Here is a 14,878-nt window from a genome sequence, read left to right on the forward strand (position 1 = left end):
CGCTCAGCAACACCCGGGGGCCGCCATGAAATACCACCCATCGATACGTTGACCGGAACGCTTGACAAACAAGTCCTCATAGAAGCAGCCGCTCGACGCCGCTCTCGACCCAGTGTTGACGGTCGGTCGCGCTGACTCGGTGCCGCAAAGCTGTCGGTGGGGATGGGCGATTCACACGGTCTTCGTCCATTCGACGCGCTCCTCGAACCAACTGATGGCCGCGAGCGCCTTGCGTTCGACCTGGAGATGACCACGCCGCCTTCGAGGACAGACCGGCCGGTGCCAACGCCGGCCTACACGGTCACGACGACTTTCCCCCGAGAGTGCCCCCTTCGACATGGCCGAGCGCGGCAGGAGTCTCGCTCAGCGGGTAGGTCCCGTCGATGACCGGCGTGAGCTTGCCGGATTCGACGAGTTCGTTCCGAAATACCAGATCGTCACAAATCGGCGTCGAAAGATGCGTGCCCCTTGCGCTCGGTGCGGGGCCCTCTCCTTGGCCACGACAGCGTTGGCGCGTTTCACGGCTTTGGCTTTACTTGCCCGTTGCTCTCGGAGATATTGAGCGCTCGGTCGACCTCGTTGTAGCTCAGCCCAGCCTGCAGGTGTAGGCGCAGCTGCGACAACATTTGAGCGTTGAGAGTGCCGTCCTTGAGGCGGTACGCGGTGCTACCGGGCATCAATCGGCATCCTGCGATTCCCGCGAAGCGCTTGATGGGCCACATAAGCCACCTCGCATGCTCCGGAGAGGACCTTTGTCGATCGCAAGGGCCGCGATGCGATTTCACCCACTCATTCATTCAACGCGACATGCCTTGTCGCGCGCATACCGATGACGCGCAGATCGCTGCTGCGCAAGCTCTCCAAAGCAGACCGCCGCAGTCGCCGCTGGAGGCGTTCGCTGGGCGCTGGCGTCAACCACAACACAGCGGGAACGCGCGCGAGCTCGGCTTGTACAGCGTGTCCGGAGCTTGCGCTTCAGTGACGGTTGTCTAGATTGGAGAGACAGACCTGCTGCCCGAGGCGATCCCGCTGCTCGGCGTCGTGGACGACCTGGTGATCGTGCCGCTGGCGATCCGCTGGTTGCTGGCGCGCTTGCCCGCCGGGGTGCGCGGCGACGTCGAACGCCGGGCCGGCTGAGATTTCAAGCTCGCAAGCTGTGAATGGGGCACACCATTGCGGCGAAAGAATTCCTTGGCGCCGCCTCGTCGAGACGTAGACTTTTTCGAAGCGCGCCCGGCTTGGTGATCGAGCGCGATCGTCGACGCCAAGACGGAGGCCACCATGGATCGTCTTCCGAAACGGGCAACCCTCATTCGCCTCGCAGCGCTGGTTGCGCTGCCATGCCCAAGGCATCGCCGGTGGCGGTGCTGTTCCTTCCCAGAAATCCGGTGCACAAGCTTTTCCTCAAGGAGATGGAGGCAGCGGCAAGCCCCCTCGGCGCACGCGTGTTGCCGGTGCCGATCGGCGCGCCGGCCGACATTCCGGCGGCTTTCGAAGGCATGGCCCGTCAGGGCGTCGCGTCGGTGTTGGTGCTGCCCGACGATCCGTTCGTGATCCAACATCGCCGACGCTTTATCAAGATGGCAGCCAAGCACGGCTTGCCTTCGTTCTTCGGCCTGCGCGAGGCCGTCGACGACGGCGGCCTGATGAGCTATGGCGAAAGCCTGACTCAGACCCATTTCCGCGCCGCGTACTACGTGGACAGGATCCTCAAGGGCGCGAATCCAGGGGAACTTCCGGTCGAGCAGCCCACCCGGTTCGAGCTGGTCGTCAATCAGAAGACCGCGCGTGCCCTCGGCGTCACGATCCCGCGATCGGTCCTGCATCGCGCCGATCGCGTGATCGAATGAAGGTGCATCCCCCACGGTTCGATCGGAGCCTTGTAAACCCGGAGATCACGCACTAGAGTCGATTTCGGGCGCGACGCATTGCCGCCATCCCGGCGGCGTCCCAGGAGGGCACAGCATGCATCACTTCATTCTCACCGCACGCGCAGTGGCCTGTCTGCTCGCGATGGCCGGCGCAGCGTTTCCAGTGGCCGCGCAAGACACCGCAGGCAAGCCCGATCGCCTCGGCACCGTGCACTTCAAGGTCGAATGCAATGCGGCCGCGCAGAAGGAGATCGACCTCGCGATGGCCTACTACCACTCCTTCGCCTGGTCGTACGTGCAGGATCCGCTCGACCGGGCGTTGAAGGCCGACGCCGGCTGCGGCATGGCGCACTTCGTGCGGGCTCTCTCGCTGCTGGACAACCCCTTCGGCTGGCCCGGCAACGTGTCGGCGAAAGTGCTGGCCGACGGCAGCGCAGCCCTCGACGCCGCACGCGCAACAGGCCTCAAGAGCGAGCGGGAGCGCGACTACGTCGCGGCGCTGTCGGCCTTCTACCGCGACCACGAGAAGCTCAACCACCGCACCCGCGCGAAGGCGCTGGAAAGCGAGTTGGAGAAGGTGGCGCAGCGCTATCCCGACGACCGCGAGGCGTTGATCCTGCATTCGCTGGTGCTGTCGGCCAACTTCGATCCGACCGACAAGACCTACGCCAACCAGTTGCGGGCCGCGCGCCAGCTCGAGCCGCTGTTCAAGGCTCTGCCCGATCACCCGGGCGTGGCTCACTACCTGATCCACAGCTACGACTACCCGCCGATCGCCCACCAAGGCCTCGAGGCGGCGCGTCGCTACAGCAAGATCGCCCCCGATGCCGCGCACGCGCAGCACATGCCGTCGCACATCTTCACGCGGCTCGGCGCCTGGCGCGACTCGGTGGAATCGAACCGGGCCTCGGCGCGATCGGATGCCGGCAAGTCCGCCCAATCGATGCACGCGTTCGACTACATGGTCTATGCGCACCTGCAGCTCAACCAGGATCGCGCCGCACGCCAGGTGATGGCCGAGGCGCAGGCGCTGCCCAATCGCGCCGACAGCTTTGCATCGGCCTACGCCTATGGCGCCATCCCGGCCCGCCTTGCACTCGAAGGCGGCCTCTGGTCCGAGGCCGCCGGTCTGGAGTTGACACCTTCGGCCAGCGCGTACCCCTGGCAGAAGTACCCGCAAGCGGAGGCGGTCAACGCCTTCGCGCGCGGGGTCGGCGCGGCGATGCTGAAGGACTCCGCACGCGTGCAGGTCGAGTTCAAGCGCCTGCAGCAGCTGCGCGACGCGGCCACAGCACTGAAGATCGCCTACTGGGCCGACCAGATCGACATCCAGTCCGAGGTCGTGCGCGGTCTCGCGACATTGGTCGATGGCGGTGCCGACGAGGGGCTCGACATCTTGCGCAAGGCCGCGACGCGCGAGGATGCGACGGAGAAGCACGTCGTTACGCCCGGGCCGATCGTCCCGGCACGCGAGGTGCTGGCGAATGCGCTGCTCGACCTGAACAAGCCGGCCGACGCATTGCGTGAGTACGAAACAGTGCTGAAACGCGAACCGAACCGGCTGCGGGCCACCCTCGGCGCGGCGCGGTCTGCCGAACGCCTGGGCGACGCGGCGAAGGCACGCTCGCACTACACGAAGGTGCTCGAACTGACGGAGACTGCCGATAGCCCACGACCCGAGGTGATTCATGCACGGAAAGTACTCGGCCGCGGTTGAGTCAGGGCGAAGGCTGCTGCTTCGCGCAGCGGGGGCGGCGCCGCTTCTCGCCTGGAGCCACGCGCTCGCGGTCGAGAGCGACCCGCTGCCTGTTCCTCAGGGCACGCCGCGCGAGCGCGCGGTGCGCGTCTACAACGAGGGCGTGAAAGTGTTGCTCGAGCGGCGCCATGCCGAGGCCCAGAAGCTTTTCGAACAGGCATTGGCACTCGACGAGAAGTTCGCCGAGGCGCACAACAACCTCGCCTACAGCGTGCGCATGCAGGGAGCACAACACTTCGAGCGCGCACTGCGTCATTACAACCGGGCCATCGAACTCAAGCCGGCGCTGGCGCAGGCCTACATGTATCGCGGCGTCCTCTTCACGCAGATGGGCGACATGGCGAAGGCGCGGGCCGACCACGCGCGGCTGCTGGGCATGGACCGCGACCTCGCGGCACGCCTTGCGCTGGCGATCGACAAGGCCGTGGCATCACCGGACGACCGATCCGGCATTGCGGGCCAGTACGAATAGACCGCGCTGCAATCCGAACTTTCGCGTTGTACTTGCGTCGACGCTGCACTACGTTTGGCCGACGTGGCTTGGCCTTGCTGGCGCCCGTGTGCAGAAAGGGCAAGCGAGCGCCTTTGAGCCAGTCATGCGACGGCCCAAAGGCGGACGGGGCTTGCGAGCGAAGGGTCTCGGCTTGCGTTCAGGTCATTTGAGTTCGTTTCTCAACGCATCGTTGAGAAGGAGAGCGACATGCTCGGCGAAAAGATCGGTGCGATCTCAGCGTCGCGGCGAGCCCTACACCCGTCGATGCGTGGATGCCCAATGCGGACCGTCGTGAATGACCGGAAATGGCCGTTCAGTGGCTTTGACGAAGGTCAGCTTCTCTTGATGCTGAAGGACCGCACCGGGCCCGTTGCTGTCGGCCAGCTTGCAACGAAGCGGACCCTCGCGAATTTCCTCGGCCGGCCATAAACAGTCCTGCGCGATGGTCAGCTATCGCGACATCAGCAAGCCTCAGTGGTAATGCCGCACGGCATCACGACCCCCTGCGGCGATAGACCCCAGGCGCACTGCCGGTCCATCTCTTGAAGGCGCGCTGGAATGCGGCGCTGTCGGCAAAACCAAGCTGGCAGGCAAGCGTCGCCAGTGGCACCGTGCTGGTGTTGAGATGAACGATGGCCATATCGCGGCGCAATTCGTCCTTCAACGACTGGAACGACGTTCCCTCCAGGGCGAGGCGCCTTTGCAGCGTTGAGGTCGACATGTGCAGCGCGGTGGCCGTGGCGCCGAGGTCCGGCCACGTGGGCTGCGTTCGCTGCAAGTGGCTGCGTACGCGCGCGCTGACTGCGTCGTCCCGTCGTGGCACGATGACATTGGCCTGCGCATCGGCCAGGAAGGCGCGCAGCGCGGTCTCGTCTCGGCGCACTTTGTCCTGCAATCGCGTGGCGTCGAACCAAACCACCGACTGGTGCCGCCCGAACTGGAGCGGCGCGGGAAAGACCTTGCCGTAGCTGCTCGCGTAGGGCGGACTCTCGAACGCAAAGTCGAAACGCGCAGCGGGCAACTGGCCCCCAACCAGCCAAGCCAACAGACGCCAGAAGACACGCAGCAGCAGTTCATGCAGAAAGACCGGGCGAAGAAGCGTCGGGTCGCTGAAGCGCAGCGCCAGCCCGGCGAGCGCACCCTCTCGCACCGGCTCCACCACCACGTCGTCCTGCAGCAGCCGGAAGGTGTGCGCGATGCGGCGCATCGCCACCTCCAAGGTAGCCGCACCGATCGCCGAGCGAGCGACGAGTGCAAAGCTGCCGCGCTTGAAGGGCCGTGATAGGAAACCGACTGCGTCGTCGTCGAGCCGGTCGATCAATGTCCGAAAGAGCGCCACGTACTGGTCCGCAGTTACACGGGCACCACCTTGCTGAAGCAGTTCGGGCGCGATACCCGCGTCGGCCAGGAAGACGTGGCACGCCTGGCCGCGCGCCCGCACCCCGGACAGCATGCCGTGCACGAAGGCAATCGGGATCGTGACTGGGGGGTGAAGCATCAAGCAACAAGGATGGTGGATTGAGGTCTTCTGCCATGCGATCGATGCAATGCGCCATCGTGCAAACCGCTGCCAGTTTCTACCATGCGCAGCACAGACAACAGATTTGCGGTCCACAGGCCGAAAGGAGACAAGCATGTACCTGACTCAAGCGTTGCACCGCGCGGTGCAGCAGCATCCCGATCGCATTGCGGTGCGTTTCGGCGGTCGGCAATGCACGTTTCGTGAGTTGGCGGACCGCGTGGCACGCTGGCCGGCGCCCTGTAGAGGCTCGGCATCATGACGGAGACCGCGTCGCGATGCTGTCGCTCAACTCCGACCGCTACCTCGAATACCAGACGGCGGTGCCGTGGGGCGGCGGCGTGCTGAACCCTTGCAACATCCGTTGGTCGGCGGCCGAGATCCTGTATTCACTGGACGACTCAGGCTCGGCCCTCTTGCTGGTCGACGAGACCTTCCGCAGCTTGGTCGATCGTCCCGGCCTTCAATCCCGGACTGGTGCTCGACACGCTTGAACGCGACCGCGTCACCCAACTGCTGCGTGGCGTGACTTCCAGTCTTGCGATCTTTTCTCCCTTCCGACTTTCAGGAGTCCACCATGAGCCGTGACGTCTTTGTCGCCGGGGTCGGCATGATCCCCTTCACCAAACCAGGAGCGAACGAGCCCTATCCGCAGATGGCGGCCAAGGCCATGCGCGCCGCGCTGGCCGATGCCGACATCGCCTACGGACTCATTCAGCAGGCCTACGTCGGCTACGTCTACGGCGACTCCACCGCCGGCCAGCGCGCGGTCTACGAAGTGGGCATGACCGGCATCCCGATCGTCAACGTCAACAACAACTGCTCCACGGGATCGACGGCGTTGTTCCTGGCGCGCCAGGCGGTCGCCAGCGGCGCCGCCGACTGCGTGCTCGCAATTGGCTTCGAGCACATGAGCCCGGGCGCACTCGGCGCCGTGTTCAAGGACCGGCCCAGCCCCTTCGAGCGCTTCGACGAAGCCACCGCGGAGCTGGTTGGCCATAGCGAGATCCCGCTGGCGTTGCGCTATTTCGGCGGCGCGGGCCTGGCGCACATGGAGCAATACGGCACGCAGCTGTCGACCTTCGCGAAGATCCGGGCCAAGGCGAGCCGCCATGCCGCGAACAACCCGCTGGCGCTGTTCCGCAGCGTGGTCACCGAAGAGGAGGTGCTGAACACCCCCGTGATGTGGCCCGGCGTGATGACGCGCCTGATGGCCTGCCCGCCGACCTGCGGATCGGCGGCGGCCATCGTCTGCTCGGCCGAGTTCGCCCAACAGCACGGGTTGGACCGCAGCGTGCGTATCAGGGCGCAGACGATGACCACCGACCGCCCGGTCGCCTTCGAGGCGCGCGACATGCGCGAGGTCGTCGGCTTCGGCATGGCCCAGGTCGCTGCACAGCAGGTCTACGAGGCCGCCGGCGTCGGCCCGCAGGACATCGACGTGGTCGAGCTGCACGACTGCTTCGCCCACAACGAGCTGATCAGCTACGAAGCGCTCGGCCTGTGCCCCTTGGGGGGCGCCGAGAAATTCGTTTGCGACGGCGACAACACCTACGGTGGCGAGGTGGTCACCAACCCGTCGGGCGGCCTGCTGAGCAAGGGGCATCCGCTGGGCGCCACCGGCCTCGCGCAGTGCTATGAACTCACGCAGCAGCTGCGCGGCACCGCCGACAAGCGTCAGGTCGAAGGCGCGCGGTTGGCGCTGCAGCACAACCTCGGCCTGGGCGGCGCCTGCGTGGTGACGCTGTACGAACGCGTCTGAGGGGAAGAAGCCATGATCGACAAGAAATGGATCGGCCACGAGTTGCCCGCGTCGGTGCTGCCGATCGAGCGCAGCCGGCTGCAGTTCTTCGCCAAGGCGATCGGCGAGACCGATCCGGTGTACACCGATTCGGCCGCCGCCCGCGATGCGGGCTATCCAGACATTCCGGCCCCGCCGAGCTTCCTGTTCGCCGCCGAGCTCGACTCCGGTGCCGCGTTCCGCCTGATCGAGGCCCTGCAGATTCCCATCGCGAAGCTCCTGCACGGCGAGCAGAGCTTCACCTATCACCGGGCCGCCTGTGTCGGCGACACGGTGACGGTTCGCTCGACCGTCACCGACATCTACGACAGGAAGAACGGAGCCCTCGAGTTTGTTGTCAAGACTTCGAGTGCCACCAACCAGCGCGACGAACTCGTGGCCGAGCTGCGCTCGGTCCTTGTCTGCCGCCATTGACCGGAATCCACGATGAACGCTCCCACCCTCCAAACCGTTCAGGTCGGCGATGAACTGCCGGCACTGCAGCTGCCACCGGTCGACCGCACGACACTGGCCCTGTTCGCCGGCGCCTCGGGCGACCACAACCCGATCCACATCGACATCGACGTGGCACGTCGCGCCGGCATGCCCGACGTCTTCGCGCAAGGCATGCTGGGCATGGCCTGGGTCGGCAGGCTGCTCACCGGCTGGGCACCGCAGAGCGCGCTGCGGCGGTTTGATGCGCGCTTCCAGGGCATCACCCACCTCGGTAACGCCATGCGGTGCACCGGCCGCGTGGTGGAGAAGCTCGAACACCGCGGCGAGCACTGCGTTCGCATCGAGCTGCAAAGCGCCAACCAGTTCGGACAACCCAAGATCGTCGGCGAGGCCATCGTCGCCTTGCCTTGAAACCTTTCAGGAGAACCACCCCATGACCCCCAAGCTCGACGGCAAGGTCGCTCTCATCACCGGTTCGGGCCGCGGTATCGGCCGCTCGATCGCGCTCAAGCTGGCCAGCGAAGGTGCGCGTATCGTCGTCAACGACCTCGACGCCGCGCCGGCGGAGGAAACTGTGCAGGCCATCCGCGAGGCCGGCGGCCAAGCCGTGGCCTGCGTCGGCAGCGTCACCGCGCCCGATTTCGCGGAGCGTTTCATCGGCACCGCCGCCAACGAATACAAGGGCCTGGACATCATCGTCAACAACGCCGGCTACACCTGGGACAACGTGATCCAGAAGATGACCGACGAGCAGTGGTACGCGATGATCGACTGCCATTTGACGGCGCCGTTCCGCATCCTGCGCGCCGCGCAGCCTGCGATCCGCGCCCTCGCCAAGGGTGAAGCCGAGGCCGGCCGGCGCGTCGTGCGCAAGGTGGTCAACATCTCGTCGGTGGCCGGCCTGTTCGGCAACGCCGGGCAGGCCAACTACTCCACCGCCAAGGCCGGCATCGTCGGCATAACGCAGACGCTGGCCAAGGAGTGGGGCCGCATGAACGTCACCGTCAACTGCGTTGCCTATGGCTTCATCAAGACCCGGCTGACCACCAGTGCAGCGGGCGAGTCCACCGCCAACATCGACGGCCGCGAGATCAAGGTCGGCGTCAACCCGGACCTGCTGGCGATGATGGAGCGCAGCATTCCACTCGGCCGCGGCGGCACGCCCGACGAGGCCGCGGGCGCGGTGTACCTGTTCTGCATCCCCGAGTCCGACTACGTGAGTGGCCAGACGCTGATGTGCAGCGGCGGACTGACGGGGATCTGAGCCATGTTGCCGCAACTGCATCGCCATCCGTGGATGGGCGAGGAAATCGAGGCTTTCCGCGAGCAGGTGCGCCGCTACGTCGCCGGCGAGTTGTCGCCGAACCTGGACGGCTGGCGCCGCCAGGGCTTCATCCCGCGCGAAGTCTGGCGCCCGTTCGGCGAGATGGGCTTCATGCTGCCCGAACTGGCCGAAGAGCACGGCGGCGCCGGCGCCTCGCTGGCCTACCAGCTGGCGGTGCAGGACGAACTGGCCAAGGCCGAGGTCCCGGCCAATACCGCGGTGCACACGATCGCCGCGCACTACATCCTGGACTACGGCACCGAGGCGCAGAAGCAGCGCTGGCTGCCCAAGCTGGCCAGCGGCGAAACGCTGGCTGGCATTGCATTGACCGAACCGGGCTGCGGCTCGGACCTGAAGTCGCTGCGCACCCGCGCCCGGCGCGAGGGTGACGAATACGTGATCGATGGGGCCAAGACCTTCATCACCAACGGCTTCAGCGCCAACCTTCTGGTGGTGGCGGTGCGCACCGGTGATGCCGGCAGCCGCGGCGTGTCGCTGGTCGTACTGGAGACCGAGAACTTGGCCGGCTTTCGCGTCGGCCGGCGATTGGAGAAGCTGGGTCAGCATGCGTCGGACACGGCCGAGCTGTTCTTCGACGGCGTGCGCGTGCCGGCCAGTCACTTGCTGGGCGAAAAGGAAGGCAATGGCTTCGTTCAGCTGATGAGCCAGTTGCCCTACGAACGTCTGCTGCTGTGCGTGCCGGCGGCCGCGGTGATCGAGCGTGCCGTGGAGTTGACCGTGGAATACACGAAGCAGCGCAAGGCCTTCGGCCAATCGCTCGCGGACTTCCAGAACACCCGCTTCAAGCTGGCCGAGTGCGCAACGCTCGCCCATGTGGTGCGAACCTTCATCAACGACTGCACGCAGCGTCTGCTCGATGGCACGCTGGACGACGAGGCCGCCTACATGGCCAAGTGGTGGTGCACCGAACAGCAGGGCAAGGTGACCGACGAGTGCCTGCAACTGTTCGGTGGCTATGGCTACATGGCCGAATACCCGATCGCCCGCCTGTATGCAGATGCGCGTGTGCAGCGCATCTACGGTGGCACCACGGAGATCATGAAGGACCTGATCGCGCGGAGGCTGCTCGCATGAGGCCCCCCCTGTCGGGCATTCGCGTCGTCGAATTCGAAGGCATTGGCCCGGGCCCGCTGGCCGGCCGGATGCTGGCCGACATGGGTGCCCAGGTGACCTTGATCGCGCGGCCGCTTAAAGGCGCCGTGAACCGACAGCTCGGCGGCGACGGCGAAAACTCGTTGCAGCGCGGCAAGACCGTCGTGCCATTGGATCTGAAGCAGCCGGACGGCGTCGCCCAGGCGATGGACTTGGTGGCCGCAGCCGACGCTTTGATCGAAGGCAACCGCCCCGGCGTGATGGAGCGGCTGCGCCTGGGCCCCGCCGACTGCGCCGTACGCAACCCGCGACTGGTCTACGGCCGCATGACAGGCTGGGGCCAAAGCGGGCCGCTGGCCCAGGCGGCCGGCCACGATTTGAACTACGTCGCGTTGACGGGACTGCTGTCGCTTTCGGCGCATCGCGGCGAGCGGCCGATCGTGCCGCCGACCGTGGTCGGCGACGCCGCCGGAGCACTGGGCCTGGCCTTCGGCATGGTATGCGCCCTGCTGGACGCGCGAGCCAGCGGGCAAGGCCGTGTGGTGGACGCGGCCATCGTCGACGTGGTGGCGATGCTGGGCGGAATCGCGCAGTATGTGCGCGCCAGCGGCCAACTCGATGGCGCCGAGCCGAGCCCTTTTCACGACTCGCCGTTCTACGACGTCTATGCCTGTGCCGACGGCGGCGTCATCACCCTGGGCGCGCTGGAACCGCAGTTCTACGTCTTGCTGCTGGACAAGCTCGGATTGGCCGATGTCGACCCGGCAAGGCAGTACGAAAAGACCGCCTGGCCCGCACTGAAGAAGCGGTTCACCGCGCTGTTCGCCAGTCATCCGCGGGGTCATTGGTGCGCGCTGCTCGAGGGCAGCGACGTCTGTTTCGCGCCGGTGTTGAGCATCGCCGAGGCGACGGCCCATCCGCACAACGCGGCCCGCGGCATCTACAGCGCGAGTGCGAGCGGCGCCCTTCAGGTCGCCGCCGCACCGCGCTTCCAGCGCTTGATGGAGGACAGCAGTGACTGAAGCCGCCGTCCTCGCGTTGCCCATCGCGCCCCCATCGGAGAGGACCCCAAACGGCGCGGTTGCCGGAGCGAGCAGGTGCCGTTCGAGTTCCAGTCGAAGAAATAGGCCCAGGCCCGCTCGCGCCGGATGCTGGCCGAGGTGGGCGCCGAGGTGACGGTGATCACGGGACCTGAGAGAACGCCTCGGCGGCACGGCCGACAGTCCGGCGCCTGGTTGAGGCAATCCGGAAGTCGCAGGACCCGTTGGTTGCGGTCTTTTGCAATGGAATCGAGAGCTTGCGCCATCGCGTTCGCGCGGCAGCGTCCGTACCATCCAGTCAAAAGAGGCGGACAACGAGTCGCCCTGTTCAACGGCAGTATGAAAGGTATGGAGACATGACCACAGTTCAATCAACCATCGCCCAGCGGGCGACACCCCGGCCCGAACGGGTCGTCGGCGACCTGCTTCGCGCACAAGCCCGCGTAGCGCCCTCAGGGCGTTTCCTGACCTGCGGCGAAAGCGAAATGGGTTTCGCCGCGCTCGACGCACGCACCGACGCGGTTGCCGCGGATCTCGCGGCCGCCGGGATCGGCAAGGGCGATCGCGTGGCCATCGTCTGCACCAACCGCATCGAGATGCTCGAGCTGTTCTTCGCGCTCGCCAAACTCGGCGCGATCCAGGTGCCGCTCAACGTCTACCTCAAGGGCGAGTTCCTGGCCTACCAGCTCACTGACTCGCAGGCCTCGACACTGATCGTCGACGCGAGCGCGCACACGGCCGTGGCCCCGATGCTGGAGAACCTGCCGCAATTGCGACTGCTCGTCCCGCTCGACGACAGCGGCACCGCCCCGGTCGCGCCGGCTGTCAGAGTGCTTCCCTACACGCAGCTGGGCAAGGCGGCCGCCGTCCCACCGAGCGTCGCGCTCAAGGCTGCGGACCTGATGTCGATCGTCTACACGTCGGGCACGACGGGGCAGCCCAAGGGCTGCATGCTCAGCCACGGCTACTACACGCGGGTGGCACGGGTCATGGGCGAAGCGAGCGAGTTGACGGTCGACGACGTGCTGCTCACCGCTCTGCCTCTCTTTCACGGCGCCGCGCGCATGATGGTCTTGATGGCCGGTCTCGCGCACGGAGTGCCGGTGGTCATCGAACCCGAATTCCGCGCCGGTACTTTCCTGGCACGCGCCACCAAGGTCGGCGCGACGATCGCGTACGGCGTCGGCGCGATGGGAGCCGCGCTGCTCGCGACCGAGCCGTCCGCGCAGGATCGCGCCCACCGGTTGCGTGCCATGTTGCTCATCCCCTTCCCCGCGGAACGCCAGCAGGGTTTCACCAAGCGCTTTGGCATGGAAGCGTGGTCGGAACTGTTCGGCCAAACCGAATGCGTTCCGGTCACCTGGAATCCGCTGTCCGGGCCGCGCAACGCCGCCAGCTGCGGACGCCAGGGCACGGACCTGGAAATCAGCTTGCTCGACGATGACGATCGGCCCGTTGCCGCCGGCGCAGTCGGCGAGATCTGTCTGCGCCCGCGCGAGCCGCTGGCAATGTTTTCCGGATACTGGGGCAAGCCCGAGGCCACCGTCGAGGCATGCCGGTCGTTGTGGTACCACACCGGCGACTACGGCCGCGCCGATGCGGACGGGTTCATCTCCTTCGTGGACCGCAAGAAAGATGCCGTGCGGCGCCGCGGCGAGAACGTCTCGACGCAGGAACTGGAAGCGGCGATCGGCCGACACCCGGCCATCGCCGAGGTCGCGGCCCACGCGGTGCCGTCCGAGTCCACCGACGACGACATCAAAGTCTGCCTGGTACTGAAGAAGGAGGCACGGGTCACGCCGGAGGAGCTGTTCGGCTTCTTCAAGGAGCGGCTGCCGTACTTCGCGGTACCACGCTATGTCGAGATCGTGGCCGAACTGCCGAAGAACGCGCTGGCCCGTGTATTGAAGCACGAGCTGCGCAAACGACCGATGTCCGATGCCGTGTGGGACCTGAAAGCCCTCGGCCTCACCGTCGCCTTCGACGAGCGGCGCTGACCGACTGCCATGTCCATTCCTGCTGATTGGGCCTCGCGCCTGCGACTGCCGTTGCTTGCCGCGCCTATGCTGCATGTGTCCGGTCCGGAGCTGGTGGTCGCGGCCTGCCGCGCCGGTGCGATCGGCGCGTTCCCGACCGCCAATTGCCGCAGCGAAGACGAACTGTCGCAATGGATTGCCCGCATTCGCGCGGCCTTCGAGACCGCCGGAACTGCGGCTACCGAGGTGGCGCCGTTCTGCGCCAACCTCATCGTGCGTAGCCCGCACTTGCAGGAACACCTCGCCTGCCTGGTTCGCGAACGCGTCGAGATGGTCATCACCAGCGTCGGTTCGCCGCGGCAGGTGGTTGGGCCGTTGCGTGATGCCGGTTGCCGGGTATTCGCGGACGTGGCCACGCTGGCCCATGCCGAGAAGGCGCTGGCCGATGGCGTCGATGGCCTGGTGCTGGTGACGGCCGGCGCGGGCGGCCAGACCGGCTGGGTCAACCCGTTCGCGTTCGTGCGCGCCGTGCGCAGCCTCTTCGATGGCCCGCTGGTTCTGGCGGGCGGCATTGCGGACGGTCACGCCTTATGGGCCGCGTGCGCGCTCGGCGCCGACTTGGCCTACATGGGAACCCGCTTCATCGCGACGCCGCAGAGCATGGCATCGCCCGTCTATCGCCAGATGCTGGTGCAAAGCACTTTTGATGACGTTATGACGTCGGCGGCATTTTCCGGGCTTGATGCCAACTGGCTGCGCCCGTCGATCGTGGCCGCCGGACTCGACCCGGACGCGCTCGCTCCGGAGGCCGTGCGAATTAGCAATCAGGAGATGTACGACACGCACCGCCCGCGCCGCTGGACCGACCTCTGGAGCGCGGGCCATTCGGTTGTGGGCGTGCAGCGCGTGCAAGATGTGGCCGACCTGGTCAACGAAGTGGCGACGGAATTCAACCTGGCGCGCGAGCGCAGCATGGTGCTGCCGGCTGCCAAGGCACGGAGCGGCTGATGAAGGTCTGACGTCGCCAATCACACAGGTACCTCTTTTCCATCTTAGCGAAGCACTCGCGGCTGTGTAGATAGGCCGTATCGCCGAGCAGCTTGTAGTCCTTCTGCTTAGTCGTCCTGCGAATCAAGGGCCCGCGTCTTCTCGAGCGCGGGTGGCGCCGTCGCGAACACCGATGCGGCCGCCTACGAGCCCACGGTACTAGCCGCCATCAACCAGTTGGTGGCCGCGCACAGCATCTGTGTGGCGGGCCGACAGACTCGACCCGGCAGACCGCGAGCACGAACAGCAGCATGCCGTAGGCGATGCCGTCGAAAAGAATGGTCAACATACAAAAGGCCGTTCGGGCTGAGCTTGTCGAAGCCTTCGACAGGCTCAGGCCGAACGGGGATGGGCCGAACGACGGGGCCTCACTTCGCCTTGCCCGGGTCTTTGACCGCCTTGATCACGTCGAACTCCACGTTGTAGAGCTGTCCGTCCTTCTTCTCGACCTTGCGCAGATACACGTCCTGCACGATGTCGCGCGTCTGCGCATCGATCAGCAC

The 14,878-nt window shown here is 66.2% G+C and carries 15 protein-coding genes and 1 pseudogene; 14 read left to right on the forward strand and 2 right to left on the reverse strand.

Annotation, left to right across the window (positions count from 1 at the left end):
* Positions 1-1,008 precede the first annotated feature (1,008 nt).
* The 5 genes from BLS74_RS35620 to BLS74_RS32985 all read left to right on the forward strand — a co-directional run bounded on the left by BLS74_RS35620 (position 1,009) and on the right by BLS74_RS32985 (position 4,549).
* On the forward strand, positions 1,009-1,137 hold the full coding sequence (locus BLS74_RS35620; protein ID WP_280142690.1) for a YkvA family protein: 129 nt from the start codon (positions 1,009-1,011) through the stop codon (positions 1,135-1,137).
* 203 nt (positions 1,138-1,340) lie between these two features.
* Positions 1,341-1,850, forward strand: coding sequence for an ABC transporter substrate-binding protein (locus BLS74_RS32970; protein WP_170855808.1), 510 nt, complete (start codon positions 1,341-1,343; stop codon positions 1,848-1,850).
* Positions 1,851-1,965: 115 nt separating this feature from the next.
* Entirely contained in the window at positions 1,966-3,588 is a 1,623-nt protein-coding gene (locus BLS74_RS32975; protein ID WP_212733741.1) for a tetratricopeptide repeat protein, read from the forward strand.
* Positions 3,560-4,099, forward strand: coding sequence for a tetratricopeptide repeat protein (locus BLS74_RS32980; RefSeq protein ID WP_093112170.1), 540 nt, complete (start codon positions 3,560-3,562; stop codon positions 4,097-4,099). The genes BLS74_RS32975 and BLS74_RS32980 overlap by 29 nt, the downstream gene beginning before the upstream one ends.
* Positions 4,100-4,327: 228 nt before the next feature.
* Complete coding sequence (locus BLS74_RS32985; RefSeq protein WP_093112172.1) at positions 4,328-4,549, forward strand: hypothetical protein; 222 nt, start codon at positions 4,328-4,330, stop codon at positions 4,547-4,549.
* Positions 4,550-4,613: 64 nt separating this feature from the next.
* Here BLS74_RS32985 and BLS74_RS32990 read toward each other — a convergent pair whose 3' ends face one another.
* Entirely contained in the window at positions 4,614-5,618 is a 1,005-nt protein-coding gene (locus tag BLS74_RS32990; protein WP_093112174.1) for an AraC family transcriptional regulator, read from the reverse strand.
* Positions 5,619-5,917: 299 nt separating this feature from the next.
* Between BLS74_RS32990 and BLS74_RS35435 the strand changes: the two genes are divergently transcribed.
* The 9 genes from BLS74_RS35435 (at position 5,918) to BLS74_RS33035 (ending at position 14,336) form a co-directional block, all read left to right on the forward strand.
* On the forward strand, positions 5,918-6,133 hold the full coding sequence (locus BLS74_RS35435; RefSeq protein WP_244504139.1) for a hypothetical protein: 216 nt from the start codon (positions 5,918-5,920) through the stop codon (positions 6,131-6,133).
* An 83-nt stretch (positions 6,134-6,216) separates the two neighbouring features.
* Positions 6,217-7,401 (forward strand): lipid-transfer protein, encoded by a 1,185-nt coding sequence (locus BLS74_RS33000; RefSeq protein WP_093112176.1) that lies wholly within the window; start codon positions 6,217-6,219, stop codon positions 7,399-7,401.
* A 12-nt stretch (positions 7,402-7,413) separates the two neighbouring features.
* Positions 7,414-7,854 carry a MaoC family dehydratase N-terminal domain-containing protein gene (locus tag BLS74_RS33005; protein ID WP_093112178.1) on the forward strand — a complete coding sequence of 147 codons (441 nt, stop codon included), beginning with the start codon at positions 7,414-7,416 and terminating at the stop codon, positions 7,852-7,854.
* A gap of 12 nt (positions 7,855-7,866) precedes the next feature.
* Complete coding sequence (locus BLS74_RS33010; protein ID WP_093112180.1) at positions 7,867-8,286, forward strand: MaoC family dehydratase; 420 nt, start codon at positions 7,867-7,869, stop codon at positions 8,284-8,286.
* A gap of 22 nt (positions 8,287-8,308) precedes the next feature.
* Complete coding sequence (locus tag BLS74_RS33015) at positions 8,309-9,139, forward strand: SDR family NAD(P)-dependent oxidoreductase (protein WP_093112182.1); 831 nt, start codon at positions 8,309-8,311, stop codon at positions 9,137-9,139.
* Between the two features lie 3 nt (positions 9,140-9,142).
* Positions 9,143-10,294 carry an acyl-CoA dehydrogenase family protein gene (locus tag BLS74_RS33020; RefSeq protein ID WP_093112184.1) on the forward strand — a complete coding sequence of 384 codons (1,152 nt, stop codon included), beginning with the start codon at positions 9,143-9,145 and terminating at the stop codon, positions 10,292-10,294.
* Positions 10,291-11,334 carry a CaiB/BaiF CoA transferase family protein gene (locus tag BLS74_RS33025; RefSeq protein WP_093112186.1) on the forward strand — a complete coding sequence of 348 codons (1,044 nt, stop codon included), beginning with the start codon at positions 10,291-10,293 and terminating at the stop codon, positions 11,332-11,334. Before BLS74_RS33020 ends, BLS74_RS33025 begins: the two co-directional genes overlap by 4 nt.
* A 374-nt stretch (positions 11,335-11,708) precedes the next feature.
* On the forward strand, positions 11,709-13,349 hold the full coding sequence (locus BLS74_RS33030; protein WP_093112188.1) for an AMP-binding protein: 1,641 nt from the start codon (positions 11,709-11,711) through the stop codon (positions 13,347-13,349).
* 9 nt (positions 13,350-13,358) lie between these two features.
* Positions 13,359-14,336 (forward strand): NAD(P)H-dependent flavin oxidoreductase, encoded by a 978-nt coding sequence (locus BLS74_RS33035; protein ID WP_093112190.1) that lies wholly within the window; start codon positions 13,359-13,361, stop codon positions 14,334-14,336.
* 407 nt (positions 14,337-14,743) lie between these two features.
* On the opposite strand, the pseudogene BLS74_RS35440 reads toward BLS74_RS33035, so the two are convergent.
* Positions 14,744-14,878, reverse strand: a pseudogene (locus BLS74_RS35440) (ABC transporter substrate-binding protein); the annotation flags it as partial.

The sequence above is a fragment of the Variovorax sp. CF079 genome, assembly GCF_900101545.1.
Classification (GTDB): Bacteria; Pseudomonadota; Gammaproteobacteria; order Burkholderiales; family Burkholderiaceae_C; genus Variovorax.

Coding starts and splice junctions, on each gene's coding strand:
- BLS74_RS32970 (WP_170855808.1), top strand. CDS start 1,341: ATGCCCAAGGCATCGCCGGTGGCGGTGCTGTTCCTTCCCAGAAATCCG.
- BLS74_RS32975 (WP_212733741.1), top strand. CDS start 1,966: ATGCATCACTTCATTCTCACCGCACGCGCAGTGGCCTGTCTGCTCGCG.
- BLS74_RS32980 (WP_093112170.1), top strand. CDS start 3,560: ATGCACGGAAAGTACTCGGCCGCGGTTGAGTCAGGGCGAAGGCTGCTG.
- BLS74_RS32985 (WP_093112172.1), top strand. CDS start 4,328: ATGCTCGGCGAAAAGATCGGTGCGATCTCAGCGTCGCGGCGAGCCCTA.
- BLS74_RS32990 (WP_093112174.1), bottom strand. CDS start 5,618: ATGCTTCACCCCCCAGTCACGATCCCGATTGCCTTCGTGCACGGCATG.
- BLS74_RS35435 (WP_244504139.1), top strand. CDS start 5,918: ATGCTGTCGCTCAACTCCGACCGCTACCTCGAATACCAGACGGCGGTG.
- BLS74_RS33000 (WP_093112176.1), top strand. CDS start 6,217: ATGAGCCGTGACGTCTTTGTCGCCGGGGTCGGCATGATCCCCTTCACC.
- BLS74_RS33005 (WP_093112178.1), top strand. CDS start 7,414: ATGATCGACAAGAAATGGATCGGCCACGAGTTGCCCGCGTCGGTGCTG.
- BLS74_RS33010 (WP_093112180.1), top strand. CDS start 7,867: ATGAACGCTCCCACCCTCCAAACCGTTCAGGTCGGCGATGAACTGCCG.
- BLS74_RS33015 (WP_093112182.1), top strand. CDS start 8,309: ATGACCCCCAAGCTCGACGGCAAGGTCGCTCTCATCACCGGTTCGGGC.
- BLS74_RS33020 (WP_093112184.1), top strand. CDS start 9,143: ATGTTGCCGCAACTGCATCGCCATCCGTGGATGGGCGAGGAAATCGAG.
- BLS74_RS33025 (WP_093112186.1), top strand. CDS start 10,291: ATGAGGCCCCCCCTGTCGGGCATTCGCGTCGTCGAATTCGAAGGCATT.
- BLS74_RS33030 (WP_093112188.1), top strand. CDS start 11,709: ATGACCACAGTTCAATCAACCATCGCCCAGCGGGCGACACCCCGGCCC.
- BLS74_RS33035 (WP_093112190.1), top strand. CDS start 13,359: ATGTCCATTCCTGCTGATTGGGCCTCGCGCCTGCGACTGCCGTTGCTT.